Annotated in this window: 23 protein-coding genes and 2 tRNA genes; 10 read left to right on the top strand and 15 right to left on the bottom strand. The window is 51.4% G+C overall.

The genetic code is table 11. The features are described 5' to 3' along the window. Positions 1–23: 23 nt before the first annotated feature. The gene (yciA, locus tag AAER43_RS12975) at positions 24–419 is read left to right on the top strand and encodes an acyl-CoA thioester hydrolase YciA (RefSeq protein WP_008502796.1); all 396 of its coding nucleotides are present in this window, start codon (positions 24–26) and stop codon (positions 417–419) included. Positions 420–455: 36 nt separating this feature from the next. Here the strand turns inward: yciA and tonB are convergent, their stop codons facing one another. Continuing rightward, entirely contained in the window at positions 456–1,178 is a 723-nt protein-coding gene (gene tonB, locus AAER43_RS12980; RefSeq protein ID WP_050862653.1) for a TonB system transport protein TonB, read from the bottom strand. 222 nt (positions 1,179–1,400) lie between these two features. Here tonB and AAER43_RS12985 point away from each other — a divergent pair, with 222 nt between their 5' ends. Beyond that, complete coding sequence (locus tag AAER43_RS12985; RefSeq protein WP_023330569.1) at positions 1,401–1,697, top strand: YciI family protein; 297 nt, start codon at positions 1,401–1,403, stop codon at positions 1,695–1,697. A gap of 35 nt (positions 1,698–1,732) precedes the next feature. Here the strand turns inward: AAER43_RS12985 and leuE are convergent, their stop codons facing one another. Next, complete coding sequence (leuE, locus tag AAER43_RS12990) at positions 1,733–2,368, bottom strand: leucine efflux protein LeuE (RefSeq protein ID WP_014884157.1); 636 nt, start codon at positions 2,366–2,368, stop codon at positions 1,733–1,735. A gap of 106 nt (positions 2,369–2,474) precedes the next feature. Further along, on the bottom strand, positions 2,475–2,648 hold the full coding sequence (locus tag AAER43_RS12995) for a YciY family protein (RefSeq protein WP_017384232.1): 174 nt from the start codon (positions 2,646–2,648) through the stop codon (positions 2,475–2,477). A gap of 143 nt (positions 2,649–2,791) precedes the next feature. On the opposite strand from AAER43_RS12995, the gene cls reads away from it, so the two are divergent. Beyond that, positions 2,792–4,252: a cardiolipin synthase gene (gene cls / locus AAER43_RS13000; protein ID WP_008502791.1), complete on the top strand. Its 1,461-nt coding sequence runs from the start codon at positions 2,792–2,794 to the stop codon at positions 4,250–4,252. A gap of 33 nt (positions 4,253–4,285) precedes the next feature. Next, entirely contained in the window at positions 4,286–4,615 is a 330-nt protein-coding gene (locus AAER43_RS13005) for an HI1450 family dsDNA-mimic protein (protein ID WP_003856748.1), read from the top strand. Between the two features lie 34 nt (positions 4,616–4,649). On the opposite strand, the gene AAER43_RS13010 is transcribed toward AAER43_RS13005, so the two are convergent. The 7 genes from AAER43_RS13010 to AAER43_RS13040 all read right to left on the bottom strand — a co-directional run bounded on the left by AAER43_RS13010 (position 4,650) and on the right by AAER43_RS13040 (position 12,532). Continuing rightward, positions 4,650–5,483 carry an ion transporter gene (locus tag AAER43_RS13010; RefSeq protein ID WP_096218518.1) on the bottom strand — a complete coding sequence of 278 codons (834 nt, stop codon included), beginning with the start codon at positions 5,481–5,483 and terminating at the stop codon, positions 4,650–4,652. Positions 5,484–5,530: 47 nt separating this feature from the next. Beyond that, positions 5,531–6,535, bottom strand: coding sequence for a murein tripeptide/oligopeptide ABC transporter ATP-binding protein OppF (gene oppF / locus AAER43_RS13015; protein ID WP_014884159.1), 1,005 nt, complete (start codon positions 6,533–6,535; stop codon positions 5,531–5,533). Continuing rightward, positions 6,532–7,545: an ABC transporter ATP-binding protein gene (locus tag AAER43_RS13020; RefSeq protein ID WP_050862651.1), complete on the bottom strand. Its 1,014-nt coding sequence runs from the start codon at positions 7,543–7,545 to the stop codon at positions 6,532–6,534. Before AAER43_RS13020 ends, oppF begins: the two co-directional genes overlap by 4 nt. A gap of 11 nt (positions 7,546–7,556) precedes the next feature. After that, the gene (gene oppC, locus AAER43_RS13025; RefSeq protein ID WP_014884161.1) at positions 7,557–8,465 is read right to left on the bottom strand and encodes an oligopeptide ABC transporter permease OppC; all 909 of its coding nucleotides are present in this window, start codon (positions 8,463–8,465) and stop codon (positions 7,557–7,559) included. Positions 8,466–8,477: 12 nt separating this feature from the next. Then, positions 8,478–9,398: an oligopeptide ABC transporter permease OppB gene (oppB, locus tag AAER43_RS13030; RefSeq protein WP_014884162.1), complete on the bottom strand. Its 921-nt coding sequence runs from the start codon at positions 9,396–9,398 to the stop codon at positions 8,478–8,480. Between the two features lie 83 nt (positions 9,399–9,481). Continuing rightward, positions 9,482–11,113 (bottom strand): oligopeptide ABC transporter substrate-binding protein OppA, encoded by a 1,632-nt coding sequence (gene oppA, locus AAER43_RS13035; RefSeq protein WP_023330572.1) that lies wholly within the window; start codon positions 11,111–11,113, stop codon positions 9,482–9,484. A gap of 771 nt (positions 11,114–11,884) precedes the next feature. Further along, positions 11,885–12,532 carry a YchE family NAAT transporter gene (locus tag AAER43_RS13040; RefSeq protein WP_050862650.1) on the bottom strand — a complete coding sequence of 216 codons (648 nt, stop codon included), beginning with the start codon at positions 12,530–12,532 and terminating at the stop codon, positions 11,885–11,887. Between the two features lie 479 nt (positions 12,533–13,011). Between AAER43_RS13040 and adhE the strand changes: the two genes are divergently transcribed. Further along, positions 13,012–15,690 carry a bifunctional acetaldehyde-CoA/alcohol dehydrogenase gene (gene adhE / locus AAER43_RS13045; RefSeq protein ID WP_023330573.1) on the top strand — a complete coding sequence of 893 codons (2,679 nt, stop codon included), beginning with the start codon at positions 13,012–13,014 and terminating at the stop codon, positions 15,688–15,690. Between the two features lie 64 nt (positions 15,691–15,754). Here adhE and tdk read toward each other — a convergent pair whose 3' ends face one another. Continuing rightward, entirely contained in the window at positions 15,755–16,369 is a 615-nt protein-coding gene (gene tdk, locus AAER43_RS13050) for a thymidine kinase (protein WP_023330574.1), read from the bottom strand. A gap of 550 nt (positions 16,370–16,919) precedes the next feature. On the opposite strand from tdk, the gene hns reads away from it, so the two are divergent. Next, a complete protein-coding gene (hns, locus tag AAER43_RS13055) occupies positions 16,920–17,333 on the top strand; it encodes a histone-like nucleoid-structuring protein H-NS (protein WP_008502781.1) in 414 nt (137 codons plus the stop codon). 200 nt (positions 17,334–17,533) lie between these two features. Here the strand turns inward: hns and galU are convergent, their stop codons facing one another. From galU to rssA, 3 genes are all read right to left on the bottom strand, one after another. Next, on the bottom strand, positions 17,534–18,442 hold the full coding sequence (galU, locus tag AAER43_RS13060; protein WP_045135479.1) for a UTP--glucose-1-phosphate uridylyltransferase GalU: 909 nt from the start codon (positions 18,440–18,442) through the stop codon (positions 17,534–17,536). A gap of 200 nt (positions 18,443–18,642) precedes the next feature. Next, a complete protein-coding gene (rssB, locus tag AAER43_RS13065; RefSeq protein ID WP_014884168.1) occupies positions 18,643–19,656 on the bottom strand; it encodes a two-component system response regulator RssB in 1,014 nt (337 codons plus the stop codon). A 91-nt stretch (positions 19,657–19,747) separates the two neighbouring features. Further along, positions 19,748–20,650, bottom strand: a complete 903-nt coding sequence (gene rssA / locus AAER43_RS13070) for a patatin-like phospholipase RssA (protein WP_023330575.1) — start codon at positions 20,648–20,650, stop codon at positions 19,748–19,750. Between the two features lie 114 nt (positions 20,651–20,764). On the opposite strand from rssA, the gene AAER43_RS13075 reads away from it, so the two are divergent. The 4 genes from AAER43_RS13075 to AAER43_RS13090 all read left to right on the top strand — a co-directional run bounded on the left by AAER43_RS13075 (position 20,765) and on the right by AAER43_RS13090 (position 22,474). Further along, positions 20,765–21,223 carry a YchJ family protein gene (locus AAER43_RS13075; RefSeq protein WP_023330576.1) on the top strand — a complete coding sequence of 153 codons (459 nt, stop codon included), beginning with the start codon at positions 20,765–20,767 and terminating at the stop codon, positions 21,221–21,223. Between the two features lie 46 nt (positions 21,224–21,269). Continuing rightward, entirely contained in the window at positions 21,270–22,112 is an 843-nt protein-coding gene (purU, locus tag AAER43_RS13080) for a formyltetrahydrofolate deformylase (protein WP_014884171.1), read from the top strand. 157 nt (positions 22,113–22,269) lie between these two features. After that, positions 22,270–22,354, top strand: a tRNA-Tyr gene (locus AAER43_RS13085). Positions 22,355–22,389: 35 nt separating this feature from the next. Beyond that, a tRNA-Tyr gene (locus tag AAER43_RS13090) sits at positions 22,390–22,474 on the top strand. A gap of 75 nt (positions 22,475–22,549) precedes the next feature. On the opposite strand, the gene AAER43_RS13095 is transcribed toward AAER43_RS13090, so the two are convergent. Further along, the gene (locus tag AAER43_RS13095; protein WP_032636269.1) at positions 22,550–22,993 is read right to left on the bottom strand and encodes an Lrp/AsnC family transcriptional regulator; all 444 of its coding nucleotides are present in this window, start codon (positions 22,991–22,993) and stop codon (positions 22,550–22,552) included. Between the last annotated feature and the right edge of the window lie 104 nt (positions 22,994–23,097).

The raw sequence follows: 23,097 nt of genomic DNA on the forward strand, positions 1-23,097 counted from the left end.
GTCTTCCGTTACGAGTTAAAACAATGACAACAACTAACGCCCCTCAGGGCGAACTGGTTTTACGCACACTGGCAATGCCCGCTGACACTAATGCCAATGGCGATATTTTTGGCGGCTGGCTGATGTCGCAAATGGATATGGGCGGCGCAATTCTGGCAAAAGAGATAGCTCACGGACGCGTGGTAACAGTGAGGGTCGATGGGATGACCTTCCTGCGCCCGGTGGCGGTAGGTGACGTGGTGTGCTGTTACGCGCGCTGCGTCAAACGCGGCAATACCTCCATCTCTATCAACATTGAAGTCTGGGTGAAGAAGGTTTCTTCAGAACCGATTGGACAGCGCTATAAAGCTACTGAAGCACTGTTTATTTATGTGGCAGTGGATAGCGAGGGTAAACCTCGTCAGCTTCCGCAGGCCTGATTATCTGACAAAAAAGCCTCCATCCGGAGGCTTTTTTTATTCCATCTGCGCCCCGCCGTTCAGGCGGAAGACAATGTTCACGATCAGTCCGCTACCCGGTTTACCGGCTTCGTAGCGCCATCTGCGCATCGCCGATTTCACTTCGCGTTCAAACATATTAGAAGGCTGAGCGGACAAGATTTGCACGTTATCAACGCGGCCATCTGCGGTAACGTCAAATTTCACCCGCACGCGGCCTTCAATACGTAAAGCCTGCGCTCGCGCCGGATACTGAGGCTGGTTTCGGCTCAGTGCTCGCGGGCCCGCTGGCGCGGCAACCGTTGGTTTTGGTGCCGGTGCGGAGTTGTTCATTACCGGACGTGAAGGTGCGGCATTCTCAACCGTCTGGGTCGCACGTGGCTCAACCGGACGTTCTTCGCGTTTCGGACGCTCCTCGACCTTCTTCACCGGCTTTGGCTTCGGCTTAGGTTTGGGCTTCGGTTCAGGTTTATGGATCACCACCGGTGCTTCCTTCGGTGGCGCCGGAACAGGCTCGGGTTCTGGCTCCGGTTCAGCAACCGGCTGTGGCGGTGGCGGCGCGACCTGCGGCGGCTCGAGATCCGCTGGCGATACCATGGTCACCGAAATCGGCTGCGCGGGTGCGGGCATTTCAATAACCTGATGAACCGAGGTATAGAGCAAACCCGCCACGACAGCACCGTGAATCACGACGGAGAGCAGCGTCGGCCAGGGAAAGCGGCGAGGTAAATCAAGGGTCATCGAAGTCATAGTCATCAACGTTAAAAAATCGAACCCTGATTTTAAATGCAAATAGCAATCATATTCAATAAGACACTTTGTTCTGGCGCAATTTAAGCGTCAATGTGGCCAAAAAAGGGGCATTCAGATCAGGGTATTAACATTGTTTTTATCTTTACATTGCAGTCAGTTGCCCTTTCACATAACGTAACTGACACTTTAAAACGCTTAAGGAGCTTCACCGTGCTTTACGTGATTTACTCTGAAGATGTCGCTGATTCACTTGAGAAACGCCAGTCTGTCCGCCCTGCTCACCTGGCACGCTTACAGCTGCTACAGGATGAAGGTCGTTTGCTGACCGCTGGCCCAATGCCTGCTGTCGACAGCAACGACCCGGGTGCAGCCGGTTTTTCGGGCTCCACGGTTATTGCAGAGTTTGAATCTCTGGAAGCGGCACAGGCCTGGGCTGACGCAGACCCGTACGTTGCGGCGGGCGTGTATGCGAAGGTAACGGTGCGACCGTATAAGAAAGTGTTCTGATATAACTAAGGCTCCCTCAGGAGCCTTTCTTCACATCAATGCAGTGACGCTAACCGCGCCGCAAACCCGACAAACAGCAGCCCTATCAGCCCGTTCCCCAGCTTTGCCAGTTTCTTTTTGGTTTTCAGATAACGCGTGACAAACGCACCGGAGAAGATCAGGAAGCTCATGTACATAAAGCTAATCAACTCAAGCGTGGTGGCGAGGATCAGGAAAGAGGTCCCGGTATTTTGTGCATTCACGTCAATAAACTGCACAAAGAACGAAACGTAGAACAGAATCGCTTTTGGATTCGTCAGGCTCAGTACCAGGGCGCGTTTCATGATCATACTGGCAGGTTCAGTTCCGCTCTCATGAGCGTGATTCTGACGGTTAATCACCGACCAGAGCATTTTGCCGCCCAGCCAGAGTAAATAGAAAGCACCCAGATAGCGTACGATATTAAACAGTACAGGCGTGGTCTGGATTAAAGCCGCGACACCTGCCCAGGCGAGAAACATCAGAACCGCATCGCCGATAAACACACCTGTGGCGGCAAGATATCCTTTTTTAACGCCGTGACCGATCCCGGTCTTCAGCACAAACAGGGTATTCGGGCCCGGCACCAGCACAATAAAAAATGCGCCAACAACATACGTCCAGAAATTCAGTACGCCAAACTCCGCAAACACCTCTCCCTCCTTTTGCTAAACATCACCGGAATATCGCAGCAATAACGATATTCTCTAAATAAGACACTATAAAATCAGCGGGCACCTTGCGGTGCCCTCAGGGTTTTCAGATATCCTGGACGGCGAACAGCAACGCGTTGCGGTGCCTGTTCAATCCACATTTTCTGATGGCGTGGATACGCATATTGCGGCGGGATTGTGCTTCCAGCCAACGAGCCTTGCGACGACTCACCTGTCGCAACATGCGCCAGCGCCCTACTTCTGTTCTACTGCGCTTCATGTCTACAACTCTTTCTCAAACAGAGCCGCCATTATAAACCCAACCCGGCAGCAAACCAGCGCTTTTACCTGGCGTTTTTATTTGCCAGATGAATCCTGATGCGTACACTCATAACAATACGCTTTCAAAAGGATTTTTTAACCATGACAACCTTCTACACCGTGGTGAGTTGGCTGGTCATTTTGGGATACTGGCTGTTAATCGCGGGTGTGACATTACGCATCCTGATGAAGCGCAGAGCCGTACCCTCTGCCATGGCCTGGCTTCTGATCATTTACATCCTCCCGCTGGTGGGAATTATTGCCTATCTCTCTTTCGGTGAGCTTCATCTGGGTAAACGCCGGGCCGAGCGGGCGCGTGCCATGTGGCCTTCCACCGCGAAGTGGCTTAACGATCTTAAAGCCTGCAAACATATCTTTGCCGAGGAGAACAGCAGCGTCGCCTCCTCGCTGTTTAAGCTCTGCGAACGGCGTCAGGGGATTGGCGGCGTTAAGGGGAACCAGCTCCAGCTTCTGACCTCCTCCGATGACGTGATGCAGGCGTTGATCCGCGATATCCAGCTTGCTCGCCATAACATTGAGATGGTGTTCTATATCTGGCAGCCCGGCGGCATGGCCGACCAGGTCGCTGAATCCCTGATGGCGGCCGCGCGTCGGGGGATCCACTGCCGTCTGATGCTGGACTCCGCAGGCAGCGTGGCGTTTTTCCGCAGCCCCTGGGCAGGCATGATGCGTAATGCCGGTATCGAAGTGGTTGAGGCGCTGAAGGTAAATCTCCTGCGCGTCTTTCTGCGCCGGATGGACCTACGCCAGCACCGTAAAATGATCATGATTGATAATTATATTGCCTACACCGGCAGTATGAACATGGTTGACCCGCGCTTCTTTAAACAGGACTCCGGCGTCGGGCAATGGGTGGATCTGATGGCACGAATGGAGGGGCCGATTGCCACCTCGATGGGAATCGTGTACTCATGCGACTGGGAGATAGAGACCGGCAAGCGTATTCTGCCCCCACCGCCAGATGGCAACATCATGCCGTTTGAAGAGGCCAGCGGTCATACTATTCATACCATTGCCTCCGGGCCGGGATTCCCGGAGGACTTAATTCATCAGGCGCTGCTGACGGCTACCTACTCAGCGCGTGAATATTTGATCATGACGACGCCCTACTTCGTCCCCAGCGATGACCTGCTGCACGCGATCTGTACCGCAGCGCAGCGCGGTGTCGATGTGAGTATCATTTTGCCCCGCAAAAATGACTCGCTTCTGGTGGGCTGGGCCAGCCGCGCCTTCTTTAGCGAACTGCTGGCCGCCGGGGTGAAAATATACCAGTTTGAAGGCGGGCTGCTGCACACCAAGAGCGTGCTTGTCGACGGCGAATTAAGCCTGGTGGGCACGGTAAACCTCGATATGCGCAGCCTGTGGCTGAACTTTGAAATCACCCTGGTGATTGATGACGCCGGATTTGGCGGTGACCTGGCGGCGGTGCAGGATGATTATATCTCCCGCTCGCGGCTGCTGGATGCCAGGCTGTGGGTAAAACGCCCGCTGTGGCAGAGAATAGCTGAACGACTGTTTTACTTCTTTAGTCCGTTGCTGTAAAACGTGCCCAACGATGTTAAACAGGTAGTCATCATGGAAATGGATCTGAACAATCGCCTGACCGAAGACGAAACGCTCGAGCAGGCCTATGACATTTTTCTCGAACTGGCGGTTGATAACCTCGATCCCGCGGACGTGATCCTCTTTAATCTGCAGTTCGAAGAGCGCGGCGGTGCCGAATTGTTCGACCCAGCAGAAGACTGGGCTGAACATGTGGATTTCGACCTGAATCCTGACTTCTTTGCCGAAGTGGTGATTGGGCTGGCTGATGAAGATGGTGGGGAAATTAACGACATTTTCGCTCGCGTCCTGCTCTGCCGGGAGAAAGACCACAAGCTGTGCCACATTCTCTGGCGCGAATAATAAAAAAGGCTGCGATGGCAGCCTTTTTTATTTACTACGGTAACTCGCTCCCACAGCGGTTGCAAAACCGCGCGCTCTGCTCATGTTCGCCCTGATGACAGCGCGGACATTTACGCTGCGCTTTGTGGCTTTGAAATGCACTGCTCATGTGCGTGGTAATTAACCCCGTCGGGATAGCAATCACCGAATACCCAATCAGAATGAGCACAGATGCCACTATGCGCCCCAGCGGCGTATGGGGTGTGATATCACCGTACCCCACGGTCGTCACGGTCACGATGGCCCAGTAGACGGAGGCGTTGAGCGTTGTGAAGCCGTATTTGGGCCCTTCTATCAAATACATCAGCGCGCCGAAAACAATCATCACAATGGCAATAAATGAGTAAAACAGAATAAGCTGATGTCGTGCGCTAACGATGGCACTCCAGAATACGCGCAGCGACGGCATAAAACGCAGCAATTTAAGAATTCGCAATACGCGAATCACGCGCATGGCGCGCCAGGCGAAAACATAGTTGAGACTGATTTCTGGCCATAGCCACATGACATAGAGCGGCAGGATAGTCGCTAAATCGATAAAACCCCAGAAGCTGAATACGTACTTTGCCGGATTGGGCCAGCAAACGACCCGCAGAATATACTCAGCGGTAAAGACCAGGGTGATCGCCAGTTCAAGCCAGACAAAGGCATGCCATTCATCAAAAGTCAGGTGATATTGTGTCCCGACACCGGATTCAATAAAGATGACAATGACGCTAAGTAACGCAAACAGCGCGCAGAGTCCCTCAAAACGGCGTCCCGATACCGTTTCTGGATCGAATAAAAGATGATAGAGCCGTCGACGGGCTGAAGTGAATAAACGCGACACGGTAACCTCGCAATAAATAAGGGCTGACATCATGTCAGCCCTTGCGATTATAACGGGTCTACTTTCAGGCAGGAAACCGCATGTCGGAAACTGCCTTCCAGAACCGGTCGTGTTTTCGCACATTCCGGCCCGGCCATCGGGCAGCGCGTACGGAAAACGCAACCTGACGGCGGGTTAATTGGTGAAGGCAATTCTCCTTCCAGAAGCTGGATCGTTTTATTTTTCTCCAGATCGGGATCGGGGATGGGTACCGCAGACATCAGTGCTTTGGTGTAAGGGTGCAGCGGATTGTGGTACACCTCATCATACGTGCCCAGCTCCACGGCATGACCCAGATACATCACCAGTACACGGTCAGAAATGTGTTTTACGACGGCCAGATCGTGCGCAATGAAGATCAGCGACAGCCCCATCTCGCGCTGCAGCTTCTGCAGCAGGTTAACCACCTGCGCCTGAATGGAAACGTCCAGCGCGGAAACCGGTTCATCACAGATAATCAGCTTCGGCTCAAGGATCAGCGCACGCGCAATACCAATACGCTGACACTGACCGCCGGAGAATTCGTGCGGATAACGGTTAATGAGGTTAGGCAACAGCCCCACTTTCAGCATCATCGCCTTTACGCGGTCACGGACTTCCTGACGCGGCATCTTAGGATGATAGGTGCGCAGCGGCTCGGCAATAATCTCTCCGATGGTCATACGCGGGTTAAGTGATGCCAGCGGATCCTGGAAAATCATCTGGATGTCGCTTCGCACGTCGCGCCACTCGTCGGGCTTCATCCCCAGCAGGTCTTTACCCAGCCACGCCACTTTTCCGTCGGTAGCTTTAACCAGGCCGATAATGGCACGTGCGAAAGTGGATTTCCCACAGCCGGACTCGCCCACGACCCCCAGGGTCTCCCCCTCGTACAGACGCAGGGTGACGCCATCCACCGCTTTTAGGGTTTTCGGCGGCTGCCAGAACCACTGTTTACCGTCCTTAATGTCGAAATGCACCTTAAGGTCAGCGATTTCGAGCAGCACATTGCGTTTTTCATCTAATGCGTTCATACCAGCTCCTCCTGCGGCTTAAAGCAGGCGCGCAGACGGCCTGGTGCAAATGCTTCCAGCGGCGGCGCGCTGTTGCAGATTTCCATCGCATGCGGACAGCGCGGCTGGAATGGACAGCCTTTTCGCAGACGCAGCAGGTTTGGCGGGTTGCCCGGAATGGTGAGCAGGGATTCCCCTTCCGCATCAAGCCGCGGCACCGCGTTCAGCAGGCCAATGGAGTATGGATGGGCAGGCTGATAGAACACGTCCCGCGCTTTGCCGTATTCCATCGTACGACCGGCATACATCACCAGCACTTTGTCACAGATACCGGCAACAACACCCAGATCGTGGGTAATCATGATAATCGCCGTGTTGAACTCACGCTTAAGCTCGTTCAGCAGGGTCATGATTTGCGCCTGAACGGTAACGTCCAGTGCGGTAGTCGGTTCATCGGCAATCAGCAGTTTTGGCCGGCACAGCAGCGCCATAGCAATCATCACGCGCTGACGCATACCGCCGGAGAATTCGTGCGGGAACATGCGCATGCGCTTACGCGCTTCCGGCATTTTTACCGCATCCAGCATTTTGACGGATTCCTCAAACGCTTCCGCTTTCCCCAGACCTTTATGCAGCATCAGGACTTCCATCAGCTGCTCACCGACGCGCATATACGGGTTCAGCGAGGTCATCGGGTCCTGGAAAATCATCGAGATCTGCTCGGCACGCAGCTTGTTCAGCTCGTGCTCCGGCAGGTTGAGGATTTCGCGACCATTGAATTTTGCGGAACCGCCAATCACACCGTTAGATGCCAGCAGGCCCATCAACGCAAAGGCGGTCTGGGATTTTCCGGATCCGGATTCACCGACAATCCCCAGCGTTTCACCCGCACTCAGGTTGAAGTTGAGATCGTTGACGGCGGTAACATCCCCGTCAGGGGTTTTAAAGGTCACACGGAGGTCTTTTACGTCCAGCAGAAGATTGCTCTGCTGTTGCGCCTGTGGCGCAGTGGCCGTTTCAATAATTGTCATGACGGCGCTCCTTAACGGTCTTTCGGGTCGAGGGCATCACGCAGGCCATCGCCGATAAAGTTGAAACAAAACAGTGTGACCACCAGGAAACCCGCCGGGTAGAGCAACAGCCACGGTGACACTTCCATCGAGTTTGCACCATCGCTCAACAGCGCGCCCCAGCTGCTCAGTGGTTCCTGCGTACCCAGCCCCAGGAAACTGAGGAAGGATTCAAACAGGATCATGCTTGGCACCAGCAGTGAGGCATAGACCACAACCACCCCCAGCACGTTAGGAACAATATGGCGAACCACGATATTTCGGGTAGATACGCCACCAACCTGCGCGGCTTCGATAAATTCTTTACGTTTCAGGCTCAGCGTCTGGCCGCGCACGATACGCGCCATATCCAGCCAGGAAACCATCCCGATGGCCACGAAAATTAACAGAATGTTCTGGCCGAAGAAGGTCACCAGCAGAATGACGAAGAACATAAACGGGAAGGAGTTCAGGATTTCCAGCAAACGCATCATCACTGAGTCCACTTTGCCGCCAAGGTAGCCGGAAAGTGAGCCGTAGAGCGTACCCAGAATTACCGCCACCAGCGCGGCGGCGATACCGACCATCAACGAGATACGCCCCCCAATCGCGACGCGCACCAGCAGATCACGGCCGGATGAGTCGGTCCCGAAATAGTGACCGGATTCCATATCCGGCGCGCTGGACATCATGCCCCAGTCCGTATCGAAATAGGTAAATTGCGACAGCATCGGTGCCAGGGTCACAAACAGCGCGATGATCACCAGAACCACCAGACTGGCGACGGCGGCACGGTTGTGCATAAAGCGACGGCGTGCATCCTGCCAGAGACTACGACCTTCCACTTCCAGTTTTTCACTGAAGTTTTCCAGCGCCTCGCTGTTTTTCTTACTCAACATCATGGCGTGCTCCAGTTAGTAACGGATTTTCGGGTCGATGACGGCATACAGCACATCAACGATCGCGTTAAAGAGAATGGTGAGCGCACCAACGAGGATCGTCAGGCTCAGTACCAGCGAATAGTCGCGGTTGAGCGCGCCGTTAACGAACAGCTGACCAATGCCCGGCAGGCCGTAGATGGTTTCGATAACCATCGAGCCCGTGATGATCCCAACGAATGCAGGCCCCATATAGGAGAGCACCGGCAGCAGCGCCGGCTTGAGCGCATGGCGGAAGATAATCCGGCGCATCGGCAGCCCTTTCGCGCGCGCGGTGCGGATGAAGTTCGAATGCAGCACTTCGATCATAGAACCACGGGTGATACGCGCGATACTGGCGATATAGGCCAGAGATAATGCCACCATTGGCAAAATCATGAACTTCAGAGCCCCGCCGTTCCAGCCGCCGCCAGGCAGCCACTTCAGCGTAATGGCAAATATCATCACCAGTAATGGCGCGACAACGAAGCTGGGTATCACTACCCCGGTCATTGCCACCCCCATTACGGCATAATCCCATTTGGTATTTTGTCTGAGCGCGGCGATAACGCCTGCGGTGACCCCGAGAACGACGGCCAGAATGAATGCCGCAGCACCCAGTTTTGCCGAAACCGGGAAGCTGGAGGCCACCAGGTCGTTTACGGAATAGTCTTTATATTTAAATGACGGTCCAAAATCACCGTGCGCCAGCTGCTTCAGATAATTGAAGTATTGGGTAGTGATGGGATCGTTTAAGTGATACTTCGCCTCGATATTCGCCATAACTTCCGGCGGCAGCGTACGTTCACCGGTAAATGGACTTCCCGGTGCGAGACGCATCATAAAGAAGGAAATCGTAATTAGAATAAATAACGTTGGTATCGCTTCTAGACAGCGACGCAGGATAAATTTCAACATTGCCCGTACCTTCTGGCGTGTGCCTGATGAATGTTACAAAGTAGACACAGTGGGGCAAGCCAGGCTCACCCCACGTATTGCCATTAATGCTTGATAATATAAAGATTCTTAACGGAAATATTATCCAACGGGTCTTTACCGGTATAACCCCCTACCCACGGTTTCACCAGACGGGCGTTAACGTAGTAGTAAACCGGTACGATTGCAGAGTCTTTATCGAGCTGCTCTTCAGATTTCGCGTACAATTCTGCGCGTTGCGCATCGTCAGACACTTTCAGCGTATCAGCGATGATCTTGTCGAACGCCGGGCTCTTATAGTGCGCAGTGTTGTTTGAACTGTCGCTGAGCATCGTGTTCAGGAAGGAGGTCGGTTCGTTATAGTCCGCACACCAGCCTGCACGCGCCACGTCGAAGGTCCCCTGATGACGCGTATCGAGGAAGGTTTTCCACTCCTGGTTTTCCAGCTTAACGTTGACGCCCAGGTTTTTCTTCCAGATAGACGCGACGGCGATAGCCAGTTTTTTATGCAGATCTGACGTGTTGTACAGCAGGTTAAACGTTAATGGCTTATCGGCAGTGTAACCCGCTTCAGCCAGCAGCTTTTTCGCTTCTTCGTTACGTTTTTCCTGTGACCACTTGAACCATTCAGGCTCAACCAGTTTCATTCCATCGGTATAAGGAGGGGTGTAGCTATACGCCGGGAGATCGCCCTGGTTTTTCACTTTGTTCACGATAATATCGCGATCCAGTGCCAGCTTCAGCGCAGTACGAACGCGTACGTCGGTGAACGGTGCTTTCTGGTTGTTGATTTCGTAGTAATAGGTGCACAGGTATGGGTCGACGTGAACTTCTTTCGGGATCTCTTTTTTCAGCTTCTGGAACAGTTCAATCGGCATGTTGTTATAGGTCATGTCGATTTCACCGCTACGGTAGCGGTTAACATCCGTTACTTCAGAAGAGATTGGCAGGTAGGTGACCTGATTAATCACGGTCTTCGCGTTATCCCAGTATTGCGGGTTACGCTCCAGGACCATACGTTCGTTGACCACCCAGTCTTTCAGCTTATAGGCACCGTTGGTCACGATATTGGCAGGTTGCGTCCATTTTTCACCAAATTTTTCCACAGCGGATTTTGGTACCGGGGAAACGGATGGGTGAACCAGCAACTTATAGAAGTACGGAACAGGTTCGCTCAACGTCACTTCAAAGGTATTGGCATCGATCGCTTTCACGCCCAGGTCGGTGACCGGCTTTTTACCGGCGATGATGTCATCGATATTGGCGATGTGGCCATATTGCAGATAGCTCGCATACGGAGAGGCGGTATTTGGATTCGCCAGGCGCTGCCAGCTATACACGAAATCTTCGGCGGTAACCGGCGTACCGTCGGACCATTTGGCATCTTTACGCAGATGGAAGGTCCAGACTTTAAAATCTTTATTTTCCCACTTTTCTGCCACACCAGGTGCCGGGTGGCCGTCAACGTCAGTCACCAGCAGACCTTCGAACAGGTCACGGTTAACGTTTGACTCAGGAACACCTTCAATTTTGTGCGGGTCAAGAGACTGAACTTCCGCACCGTTGTTACGCACCAGCGTCTGTTTCTCCGCCAGTTGTACTCCTGCAGGAACGTCCGCAGCCATTGCAGCATTGCCCGCGATTAGCGCAGTTAAAATCCCCGCCGCTACCAGATTTTTTTTTGTGATGATGGACATTGTGTTGGTACTCCACTCATTATAATTACTGGCTTTCGCCAGCTGTCTATTCCCCTGTTGGGGCCTGTACAGCGCAGGAGTTTTTTTTGCTGCTGTCAGGTTCTTCTTTTACTACTTGCTATCACCGACTTTTTTATTACTGACTGCTCGTATGGCCGTCTTGCGTCGATTCTTCACAGGCCTCCCCTGTTTGAGACCTGAGCTGGATATCTGAGAAGAGAGCTATATGAAAATAATTCTCATCTGATTGTTTTATGCTGCAAAATAATAGGCCGGAAAGTATCAAATGGCGTAAACGCGCGCCAATACATTTTGCAAATTTGTTAAGCAATTCTCTTTTACGAAGTACGTCGTATCGTTGGGGGCAGCCCTGCCAGACATCGAAATCCGGTAAAAACACCGGTTATTCAATAAGGTAGAGAAAACTTCCTCTACTCGCGCGTCGCTGCGCTACTTTTGAGTGATTTTGTACAAAAATTTAACAACTGATCATTATTTAGCACATTCCTCTAAGGGAAAGTTGAAATTACTAATAACATTTCGGTTATCTCTCAGCAAGCCCCAGAGTATCGTGTGAGTAAAATAACAGAGCGTTCGAAGATTTTCTGTGCAGGCGGGATTGTGCGAAATTCATAACCCTTTGAAATAAAAGAAATGAACATTATTAGTAGAATTTATTATGATATGTGAGCATTTCAACTTTAGTTATATGATTTGCTGATATTCACGTAAAAAAAACGGAGCCGTAGCTCCGTTCTTTCATTCGAAATATTAGTGTAGCAAGCCGGGGAAAATGCTTTTAATACCGGTGACAATGAATTCGATCCCTAACGCCATCAACAACAACCCCATGATACGGGTGATGACGTTAATCCCCGTCTGTCCCAGCAAGCGAACCAGCCAGGGCGCCATACGAAATACCCCCCAGCAGCAGAGCGCGAAAACAGCAATGGTGACAGAAAAACCAATCAGGTGCATGATGCTATGGTAACGCGTACCCCAGACAATGGTCGAACTGATGGCACCGGGCCCTGCCATCAAGGGTAACGCCAGCGGAACCACGCCGATACTTTCGCGTATTGCGGTTTCTGACTTCTCCTGCTTGTTCTGTTTGTCCTCGCCCAGCTTACCGCTGATCATCGACATGGCGATGGTCACCACCAGGATCCCACCCGCAATGCGGAAGGAGTCGATGGAGATACCGAAGACCTGGAGAATGGCATCCCCCAGGAAAAGCGAGGTGAGCAAGATGATCGCCACAGACAGGTTAGCGGTGAGATTGGTTTTGTTCCGGGCCGCCGCCGTCTGGTAACTGGTCATACTAATAAAGACAGGAATGATACCCACCGGGTTAACCAGGGCAAACAAACCGATAAAAAATTTGAAATACGTTGGAAAATCAAAGAGCGTTTGGATCACGTTTTGCTCCGCCTTTGCACATGCCCGGGACTGACAACGTTGTCATGAAAAATCGCGCTGAAGATACGCTTTTTATTAGCATACTTCACCAGAAATCTGTGCCAAAACGTTAGCATTTCAGAATGTTAAACATATGTTGAATCATTGATGCCACCACTTCCAATAGTTACTTAATTAATTAACAGTGGAAAAATATCCATGAAATAACCCTGCTGAAAGGTATCAGCTTGGGGAGAAATTGACGCAGATCATGATTTCCGTACTCAGAAGTGAGTAATCTTGATTACGCCCCCAGGAAGGTCACCTGTCAAAAAGGGATGATGCTAAGGTAAGGCTCTTTTAGTAAATTAGTGCGCTGGAGCATAAAGTAACCCTTTGTTTTACTTTATGTAACGCAAGTCGTATTGGCACTGTCTATACTGTCTGACGTATCGAGCGCTGGTTTACTAAAAGAGTTTAAACATTATCAGGAGAGCATTATGGCTGTTACTAATATCGCTGAACTGAACGCCCTCGTCGAGCGCGTTAAAAAAGCCCAGCGTGAATATGCCAATTTCACCCAAGAACAGGTTGATAAAATCTTCCGCGCTGCCGCTCTGGCTGCTGCAGATGCTCGAATCCCTCTCGCTAAAATGGCCGTTGCCGAATCTGGCATGGGTATCGTTGAAGATAAAGTGATCAAAAACCACTTTGCTTCAGAGTATATCTACAACGCCTATAAAGATGAGAAAACCTGTGGCGTGCTGTCTGAAGACGACACCTTCGGCACGATCACCATCGCTGAACCTATCGGTATTATCTGCGGTATTGTTCCAACGACTAACCCAACTTCAACGGCTATCTTCAAATCTCTGATCAGCCTGAAGACGCGTAACGCAATTATCTTCTCTCCACATCCACGTGCAAAAGATGCGACCAACAAGGCAGCAGATATCGTTCTGCAGGCTGCGATTGCCGCAGGCGCACCAAAAGATCTGATTGGCTGGATCGACCAACCTTCCGTTGAGCTGTCCAACGCACTGATGCACCATCCTGACATTAACCTGATCCTGGCTACCGGTGGTCCTGGCATGGTTAAAGCTGCATACAGCTCCGGTAAACCTGCCATCGGTGTGGGCGCGGGTAACACCCCTGTTGTTATCGACGAAACTGCTGATATCAAACGTGCCGTTGCTTCCGTACTGATGTCTAAAACCTTCGATAACGGCGTTATCTGTGCATCTGAACAGTCTGTTGTTGTGGTTGATTCCGTATACGACGCAGTACGCGAGCGTTTCGCCAGCCACGGCGGCTACCTGCTGCAGGGTAAAGAGCTGAAAGCGGTTCAGGACATCATTCTGAAAAATGGCGCGCTGAACGCCGCTATCGTAGGTCAACCCGCCTATAAAATTGCTGAACTCGCAGGCTTTACCGTTCCGGCAACCACCAAGATCCTGATCGGTGAAGTAAAAGTTGTCGACGAAAGCGAGCCGTTTGCTCACGAAAAACTGTCTCCTACGCTTGCCATGTACCGTGCGAAAGATTTCGAAGACGCGGTAGAGAAAGCTGAGAAATTGGTTGCCATGGGCGGTATCGGTCACACCTCTTGCCTGTACACCGACCAGGATAACCAGCCTGAGCGTGTTGCTCACTTCGGTCAGATGATGAAAACTGCCCGTATCCTGATTAACACCCCTGCTTCTCAGGGTGGTATCGGCGACCTGTACAACTTCAAACTCGCACCTTCCCTGACTCTGGGTTGTGGTTCCTGGGGTGGTAACTCCATCTCTGAAAACGTTGGTCCAAAACACCTGATCAACAAGAAAACCGTTGCTAAGCGAGCTGAAAACATGTTGTGGCACAAACTTCCGAAATCTATCTACTTCCGCCGTGGCTCTCTGCCAATCGCGCTGGATGAAGTGATTACTGATGGCCACAAACGTGCGCTCATCGTGACTGACCGTTTCCTGTTCAACAACGGCTACGCTGACCAGATCACCTCTGTTCTGAAAGCGTCTGGCGTTGAAACTGAAGTGTTCTTTGAAGTTGAAGCTGACCCAACACTGAGCGTGGTGCGTAAAGGTGCTGAACTGGCGAACTCCTTCAAACCAGATGTGATTATCGCTCTGGGTGGTGGTTCCCCAATGGACGCCGCGAAAATTATGTGGGTGATGTACGAACATCCAGAAACCCACTTCGAAGAACTGGCGCTGCGCTTTATGGACATCCGTAAACGTATCTACAAGTTCCCGAAAATGGGCGTGAAAGCGAAAATGATCGCCGTCACCACCACTTCCGGTACGGGTTCAGAAGTGACGCCATTTGCAGTAGTAACTGACGATGCAACCGGTCAAAAATACCCACTGGCTGACTACGCGCTGACCCCAGATATGGCTATCGTTGATGCCAACCTGGTTATGGAAATGCCGAAATCACTGTGTGCCTTCGGTGGTCTGGATGCCGTGACTCACGCTCTGGAAGCTTACGTTTCTGTTCTGGCATCTGAGTTCTCTGACGGTCAGGCTCTGCAGGCACTGAAACTGCTGAAAGAAAACCTGCCAGCGTCTTACAACGAAGGTTCTAAGAACCCTGTAGCGCGCGAACGTGTCCACAGTGCAGCCACTATCGCCGGTATCGCGTTTGCGAACGCCTTCCTGGGTGTTTGCCACTCTATGGCGCACAAACTGGGTTCACAGTTCCACATTCCTCACGGTCTGGCGAACGCCCTGTTGATCAGCAACGTTATCCGTTATAACGCCAACGACAACCCAACCAAGCAGACGGCTTTCAGCCAGTACGACCGTCCGCAAGCGCGCCGTCGTTATGCTGAAATCGCTGACCACCTTGGTCTGAGCGCACCGGGCGACCGCACTGCTGCGAAGATTGAGAAACTGCTGGCATGGCTGGAAAGCCTGAAAGCTGAACTGGGTATTCCTAAATCTATCCGTGAAGCAGGCGTTCAGGAAGCTGACTTCCTCGCTCACGTAGACAAGCTGTCTGAAGATGCATTCGATGACCAGTGTACTGGTGCTAACCCGCGCTACCCACTGATCTCCGAGCTGAAACAGATTCTGCTGGATACCTATTACGGTCGTGAGTTCAAAGAAGGTGACGTTGCTGCTGTGAAAACAGAAGCACCTGTCATTAAAGCTGACAAGAAAGCGAAGAAAAGCGCTTAACTGACAGCCTGATGAAAAAACCCGCCTTCCAGGCGGGTTTTTTTATGTCTGAATACCAAAGAGGTTATTTTCTGTTGTCGTGCTGAATCGCCGTCAGAGAGCCGACAGATAACGCTTCTTTATAATGCTTACGACAGACCGAGACATAGCGTTCATTGCCGCCTATCACCACCTGCTCCCCATCTGCATAAGGTTTTCCGGCCTGATCGAGTCGAAGCACCATGCTGGCTTTACGTCCGCAGAAGCAGATAGTTTTCAGTTCCACGAGCTTATCTGACCAGGCGAGCAGATACTGGCTCCCGGCAAACAGCTCCCCGCGAAAGTCCGTACGCAGTCCGTAGCACAGAACGGGAATATCCAGCTCATCCACCACTTCGGAGAGCGCATGAACCTGTTCACGCGTCAGGAACTGGCTCTCATCAACCAGAACGCAATGAATAGGCTCTGACGCATGCGCAGCGCGGATGTCATTCAGCAGGTCAGTTTGCGGGTTAAACAATCTGGCTGGCGAAGACAGGCCTATTCTTGAACTCACCTTTCCGGCACCGAAGCGGTCGTCGATTTCAGCGGTATAAACAACGGTACGCATCCCTCGTTCCTGGTAATTGTATGAGGATTGCAGCAGTGCGGTAGATTTGCCGGCATTCATTGCCGAATAGTAGAAATAAAGCTGTGCCATTGGCCGTAAAACCCTAATCAATGTGTAATATTACCGATGATTCATTGTACCATATTTTGTCTGGTCTTCCGCGACAGGCCGCACAGAAGATGCCTTGCTGAAAGGTGTAAAACAGCTACTTCTGACGAAAATAATCCGTTAAAACAGAGAGTAAAGATAAGCTCATTTGTGAATATGTTATAGGGTGAGCCAAACATAACACTTCTTTTTATAGTGGCATCAGCGTTCATTAAAATTCACTATTTATTAACTATTCCTGCCTTAACACCCCAGCCTGGAACTAATACAAAAGGCTGATATTTATCCGCCGAAACTATAATTCCTGCGGTAAATGTCACAAAAAAAAGATGCAATCGGTGGGGTTAAGCAGGTTAACGTGATAACAAGCGACACACAGTCGAAGAGGAAATTTAAGTTAGCGTAATTAATAATAGCGGCTTTATTTAGTATTTTTTGAATTCCTTACATTCCTGGCTATTGCACAACTGAATTTATGGCTCTATTATTAGGACAACAAACCACCCCCCATTATAAGTTTGAGATTACTACAATGAGCGAAGCACTTAAAATTCTGAACAACATCCGTACTCTTCGTGCGCAGGCAAGAGAATGTACCCTTGAAACGCTCGAAGAAATGCTGGAAAAATTAGAAGTTGTAGTTAATGAACGTCGCGAAGAAGAAAGCGCTGCTGCTGCTGAAATCGAAGAGCGTACTCGTAAACTGCAGCAATATCGTGAAATGCTGATTGCTGATGGTATCGATCCAAATGAATTGCTGAACAGCATGGCTGCAGCTAAAACCGGTACCAAAGCAAAACGCGCTGCGCGTCCTGCTAAATATAGCTACGTTGATGAGAACGGCGAAACTAAAACCTGGACTGGCCAGGGCCGCACTCCTGCTGTAATCAAGAAAGCTATGGATGAGCAAGGTAAACAGCTGGATGACTTCCTGATCAAGGATTAATCACGCCGAATTCAGAAAAATCCCGCTTCTGGCGGGATTTTTTTTGGCCGCAATTTATTGCAAACATCCTCTTACACAACGTCATAAAGCGTTATTCATCGATATAGCTATGCTTACAATCAGGCACCCCGGGGCGTTTTATGGGCATAAAAAAACCGGTGGGCAACGCCACACCGGTTTCAGACATTTACACCGGGGAGTTATTTCTTAATACCCATACTCTCTTTGAGCCAGGCTTTAAATTCTTCACCCAGTGAATTGTGGCGAATGCCATATTCAACGAAAGCCTGCATATAACCGAGCTTATTACCGCAGTCATGGCTCTTACCTTTCATATGGTAAGCCTCAACGGTCTCTTTCTCGATCAGCATATCGATAGCATCGGTCAGCTGGATTTCATCCCCTGCGCCTGGAGGCGTTTTCGCCAGCAGAGGCCAGATTTCAGCACTCAGGACATAGCGACCCACAACCGCCAGATTAGAAGGCGCTACGTCGGCTTTAGGCTTCTCTACAACGCCAACCATGGGTACGCTTTCGCCTGGTTCAAGGTTAACGCCTTTGCAGTCAACCACGCCGTAAGCCGTCACGTCATCAACAGGCTCAACCATGATCTGGCTGCTACCCGTTTCATCGAAACGCTTGATCATCTCTGCCAGGTTGTCCTGGGAAAGATCGGATTCGTATTCATCCAGAATAACGTCAGGCAGAATAACCGCTACCGGCTCATCACCGACAACCGGGTGTGCACACATCACCGCGTGACCCAGGCCTTTAGCCAGCCCCTGACGCACCTGCATAATAGTGACGTGCGGAGGGCAAATAGACTGAACTTCTTCTAACAGCTGACGCTTAACACGTTTTTCCAGCATGGCTTCGAGTTCAAAACTTGTATCGAAGTGGTTTTCGATAGAGTTTTTTGATGAATGCGTAACCAGCACAATTTCAGTGATGCCGGCTGCGATACACTCATTGACGACATACTGAATTAATGGCTTATCAACCAGAGGCAACATCTCTTTAGGAATCGCCTTAGTTGCTGGTAACATCCTGGTCCCCAATCCCGCTACCGGGATGACGGCCTTTCTGACTTTCGAATTTAGGGCAGCCATTCAAATTCTCCTGAGCTGTTCAAGTTTTGAACTTTTATGCAATAAATAACGCGTTGAGTATATCAGCCTCGCCCTGCAGTCCGGGTCTGAAAAGAACGCGTTGCCGATCAATTAGGACAAATACGCATGATTCTGGGCTGCGATAGTAGCACTCCCAAGAAAACACAGGTAAAGCAATCTTAAAATTACGCTCCAGTTGCTTATTCCGTGGACAACATTAAGCGTAGCCTTCCCCCAGCCCCCCAAATTTGACACTGCCATGAGGAACAACGGTGGCTAATTTGATTAAGATACGCCGTACCCAGTGTTCCAAGCGGTACACCGTTACTCACCTGAATATGGTGTTCGCCCGTATTCAGTGACGCATTCAGACCTGCTGAAACGAGGATAAGATTCTTTAAACCGCTATGGTAATAACCCACCAGCAGCGGGAACTGTCCCGGTAAATTGGCCTGACGAAAAAGCTGGTTTACTTGTTTGAGTAAACTGCCTAACTCAGGAAGCCGTTGTCCCTGATGCGATAACTGTTCCTGCAATAAACCGTTAAATAGCGCACGAAGTAACAACGCGGCTAATACGCCATTATCCCCTGCACGGGTTACGTCCAGAGAATAAAACGCGAGATCAGAGTCAGACAGTGGCGCAATATCCAGCACCAGCCCAGGCTGGTCAGCCGCCACCAGCTGGCGATAATTTACGCGGCAGTGTGAAATAGTCTGCTGAACGGGTGGCTGAAGTTCTTGCAACAGTTTGGCTGCCGCAGGCGGATCACTTACCAGCGCGTCCCAGTCCTGGAAAAGACGTTCCTCTTCCTCAACGCGGGAATTAAACATATTCGGATAGAGGCACGCTAATACCGTTTCACGTAACCGGTTCAGATCTTTAACGGGTTTAAGCAGGATATCCTGGACGCCAAGGCGCAATGCTTTGGCGATATCCGCCATATTTTCTGTCGCAGAGATCACCAGAATGGGCATCTGGTCACCCTCGTTACGCAGATGTTCAACCAGTTTCAGTCCGTTCATGCGCGGCATCGCGATATCGCAAATCATCAGATCGGGCGCAATGCTGGTCATTTTTTCCAGCGCGTCGATGCCATCTTCAGCCAGTAACGTGTTTGCGCCCAGTGAGGATAACCATGAATCCAGTAGCGATCGGAAAACGGGCTCGTCTTCAACAATCAAAATGTGTTTTCCGGCCAATGGCTGCGTCATGGTTCCTCCCCTGGCTGATAGTTACTAAATAGTGGCATGCTATCGGTACTATCGCCTGTCAGATTTTGCTGAAGTAGTCAAAAAAAGGTGCTTAACGTGCTGTTCGCACAAAAGGCAGCAACTCGTCTATTTTCTTTTCGACGGCTAATGAGCCCGCTGCGATGGCGGCCTCAGCCCGATGGAAATCAAGGGTAGAGATTTGTGGACAGTATGGCTGAATAAGAATATCCGGAGGATCGCCAGCCATACGGTTACGTTTAAGGCGATTCTCAAGAACCTGAATAGAGGTGGTCATGATTTCCATCGCCGTCGGTGCGGCGACCGAGCGTCGTGCGGCCAGACGCCCAATCCTTCCACGCAAACGCGCGTGCCAGGCAAGCTTCTCGCCTTCGGCATCTTCGCTCTGGAGATTGACCGGCATAAGGTCTTGCTGCATCAGGTGAGCATCGTGCTGCAAATCCACGGCAATCACGATATCGGCCCCCATGGCACGCGTCAGAGAGATGGGAACAGGATTAACGACTCCACCGTCGACAAGCCAATAACCGTTATGGGGGACAGGTGCCATAAGCCCGGGAATGCTGCATGAGGCACGCACCGCAAGGTGAATATCTCCTTCGGTCAGCCAGAGTTCGCGTCCGGTGCTGAGATTCGTCGCGACGGCACCGAAAGGCATCTGACAATCCGTGAAGTCCTGAAGAGGCATAACCTGGCGGAACTGGTTAAAGACGCGTTCGCCGCGCAACAGTCCACCGCGTTGCCAGGAGAGATCCATCAGGCGAAGCACGTCCCAGTAGCTGAAGGAACGTACCCAGGTTTCGAGTTCCGGGAGTTTGCCGCACGCATACGCGGAGCCGACAAGCGATCCTATGGAACATCCCGCAACGATATCGACGTCAACGCCCATCTTGTTTAAGGCATTAATCACGCCGATGTGGGACCATCCCCGGGCTGCCCCTGAGCCCAGCGCCAGTCCAATTTTAACCTTTCTCATTAGCCCTGTTTTACTTCCCCTGGATTCCTGACATAGCGTCAACGCAACAGCTCAGTTAACATAGTGCTACCCGAGGCGTTTAACGCCCTTATTTTTTATTCCAGGAAGAGAATCGTGTCTCAACTCTGCCCCTGTGGTAGCGCTCTGGAGTATAGCCTATGTTGCCAGCGATATCTTTCTGGCAATCAGGTTGCACCGGACCCGTCACACCTCATGCGTTCACGGTATACTGCTTTTGTGATCAAAGACGCAGACTACCTGATAAAAACCTGGCACCCATCCTGCCACGCCGCCGACTTCAGACAAGAGATCGAAGCCGGGTTTACGCATACCCAATGGCTAGGACTTACCGTCTTTGAATCGTCACCCGGCAGTCACGACGACGAAGGCTTTGTCAGCTTTGTCGCCCGCTTTACCGAGAACAATAAACCTGGCGCCATTATCGAGCGTTCCCGGTTCTTAAAGGAAAGCGGGCAATGGTATTATATTGACGGTACGCGCCCACAGTTTGGTCGTAACGATCCCTGCCCTTGTGGTTCAGGTAAAAAATTTAAAAAGTGTTGCGGGCAGTAACGCCTGACAACCCAGACTTCGCAAATACAAACAGGATTTCCCGGCGATGCAATCATTACAACGTAAAGTTCTGCGCACTATCTGTCCCGATCAAAAAGGGCTGATCGCACGAATTACCAACATTTGCTACAAACATGAACTGAATATCGTGCAGAACAACGAGTTCGTTGACCACCGTACCGGTCGTTTCTTCATGCGAACCGAACTGGAAGGTATTTTCAACGACACCACCCTGCTTGCCGATCTGGACAGCGCGCTGCCGGAAGGTTCAGTGCGTGAGCTGAATCCAGCGGGCCGTCGCCGCGTTGTGATTCTGGTGACGAAAGAAGCTCACTGCCTGGGCGATCTGTTAATGAAAGCCAATTACGGCGGTCTGGATGTTGAAATCGCCGCGGTTATCGGCAACCACGAGACCCTGCGTACGCTGGTTGAACGGTTTGATATTCCGTTTGAACTGGTGAGCCATGAAGGCCATACCCGTGAAGAGCATGACAACCTGATGGCTGAAGCCATTGAAGCGCATAATCCGGACTACGTGGTGCTGGCGAAATATATGCGCGTGCTGACGCCCTCTTTCGTGGCGCGTTTCCCGAACAAGATCATCAACATTCACCACTCATTCCTGCCAGCCTTCATTGGTGCCCGCCCTTACCATCAGGCGTACGAGCGCGGCGTGAAGATCATCGGCGCGACCGCGCACTACGTGAATGACAATCTGGACGAAGGCCCAATCATCATGCAGGACGTCATTCACGTGGATCACACCTACACGGCTGAAGACATGATGCGCGCAGGCCGCGACGTTGAGAAGAATGTGTTAAGCCGTGCGCTGTATCAGGTGCTGGCACAGCGTGTCTTTGTCTACGGTAACAGAACGATTATTCTTTAATCGACAATGAAATGAACTGGTTAGCTTTCCAGCTTTGCGCGTAAAAATCAGGCAACCAGTTTATTTTTATTGTGGTAACGCTTTACAGGGGCGTGTCATTTGATATGATGCGCCCCGCTTCCAGCAGGAAGCGGGCCAGTAAATAGCATTACCCCGTGGTGGGGTTCCCGAGCGGCCAAAGGGAGCAGACTGTAAATCTGCCGTCATCGACTTCGAAGGTTCGAATCCTTCCCCCACCACCATCTCTCAGCATTACCTCAAAATGTGAATTACCCCTGGTGGGGTTCCCGAGCGGCCAAAGGGAGCAGACTGTAAATCTGCCGTCATCGACTTCGAAGGTTCGAATCCTTCCCCCACCACCATCATTCCCCAACATAAAAAACCGAATCCGCCGTTGTAGGCCGGGTAAGGCGCAGCCGCCACCCGGCGACAGGCAGCTACATCGGCGGCAATCGTCGCTTCACCGGCGAACTCTTCACAATCGACGTATTACACTGCGCATGTTCCGCCAGCCCGTCCAGCAACACATCCAGTTGCTCAATCGAGCGCACCACCAGCCTGATCACGAAGCAATCTTCCCCGGTCACTTTGTCGCTCTCAATACACTCCGGCATCGCCTGAATGTACTTATCCACTTTATGCAGCAACCCAGGCAGCGGCCGCACGCGCACCAGCGCCTGCAGCGTATATCCCAACGCCGCCAGATTCACCCGCGCACGATATCCCTGAATCACACCGCGTTCTTCCAGCCTTTTCAGCCGTTCTGCCGTGCTGGGTGAGGTCAAACCGATACGGCCACTGAGCACCTTCAGCGACATGCGCGCATCTTCAACCAGGCAGGTTAATATGTGTCTGTCGATCTCATCGAGAAGGTTTTCCATCGATTTTGCCTCATTTTAAAAAGTCATCACTCTCTTTCACCTTATATCACCCCTGTAAAACCCGACAGCGATTTTCGACAATAAGGTCATTAAATCAGGAGGTG

The organism is Enterobacter sp. FUJ80071 (assembly GCF_038739915.1).
In the GTDB taxonomy this organism is placed as follows: Bacteria; Pseudomonadota; Gammaproteobacteria; order Enterobacterales; family Enterobacteriaceae; genus Enterobacter; species Enterobacter kobei.

Bases quoted from the DNA above. Each gene is read 5' to 3' on its own strand.
- yciA (WP_008502796.1), top strand. From the start codon at position 24: ATGACAACAACTAACGCCCCTCAGGGCGAACTGGTTTTACGCACACTG.
- tonB (WP_050862653.1), bottom strand. From the start codon at position 1,178: ATGACCCTTGATTTACCTCGCCGCTTTCCCTGGCCGACGCTGCTCTCC.
- AAER43_RS12995 (WP_017384232.1), bottom strand. From the start codon at position 2,648: ATGAAGCGCAGTAGAACAGAAGTAGGGCGCTGGCGCATGTTGCGACAG.
- cls (WP_008502791.1), top strand. From the start codon at position 2,792: ATGACAACCTTCTACACCGTGGTGAGTTGGCTGGTCATTTTGGGATAC.
- AAER43_RS13005 (WP_003856748.1), top strand. From the start codon at position 4,286: ATGGAAATGGATCTGAACAATCGCCTGACCGAAGACGAAACGCTCGAG.
- oppF (WP_014884159.1), bottom strand. From the start codon at position 6,535: ATGAACGCATTAGATGAAAAACGCAATGTGCTGCTCGAAATCGCTGAC.
- AAER43_RS13020 (WP_050862651.1), bottom strand. From the start codon at position 7,545: ATGACAATTATTGAAACGGCCACTGCGCCACAGGCGCAACAGCAGAGC.
- oppC (WP_014884161.1), bottom strand. From the start codon at position 8,465: ATGATGTTGAGTAAGAAAAACAGCGAGGCGCTGGAAAACTTCAGTGAA.
- oppB (WP_014884162.1), bottom strand. From the start codon at position 9,398: ATGTTGAAATTTATCCTGCGTCGCTGTCTAGAAGCGATACCAACGTTA.
- oppA (WP_023330572.1), bottom strand. From the start codon at position 11,113: ATGTCCATCATCACAAAAAAAAATCTGGTAGCGGCGGGGATTTTAACT.
- adhE (WP_023330573.1), top strand. From the start codon at position 13,012: ATGGCTGTTACTAATATCGCTGAACTGAACGCCCTCGTCGAGCGCGTT.
- tdk (WP_023330574.1), bottom strand. From the start codon at position 16,369: ATGGCACAGCTTTATTTCTACTATTCGGCAATGAATGCCGGCAAATCT.
- hns (WP_008502781.1), top strand. From the start codon at position 16,920: ATGAGCGAAGCACTTAAAATTCTGAACAACATCCGTACTCTTCGTGCG.
- galU (WP_045135479.1), bottom strand. From the start codon at position 18,442: ATGGCTGCCCTAAATTCGAAAGTCAGAAAGGCCGTCATCCCGGTAGCG.
- rssB (WP_014884168.1), bottom strand. From the start codon at position 19,656: ATGACGCAGCCATTGGCCGGAAAACACATTTTGATTGTTGAAGACGAG.
- rssA (WP_023330575.1), bottom strand. From the start codon at position 20,650: ATGAGAAAGGTTAAAATTGGACTGGCGCTGGGCTCAGGGGCAGCCCGG.
- purU (WP_014884171.1), top strand. From the start codon at position 21,270: ATGCAATCATTACAACGTAAAGTTCTGCGCACTATCTGTCCCGATCAA.
- AAER43_RS13095 (WP_032636269.1), bottom strand. From the start codon at position 22,993: ATGGAAAACCTTCTCGATGAGATCGACAGACACATATTAACCTGCCTG.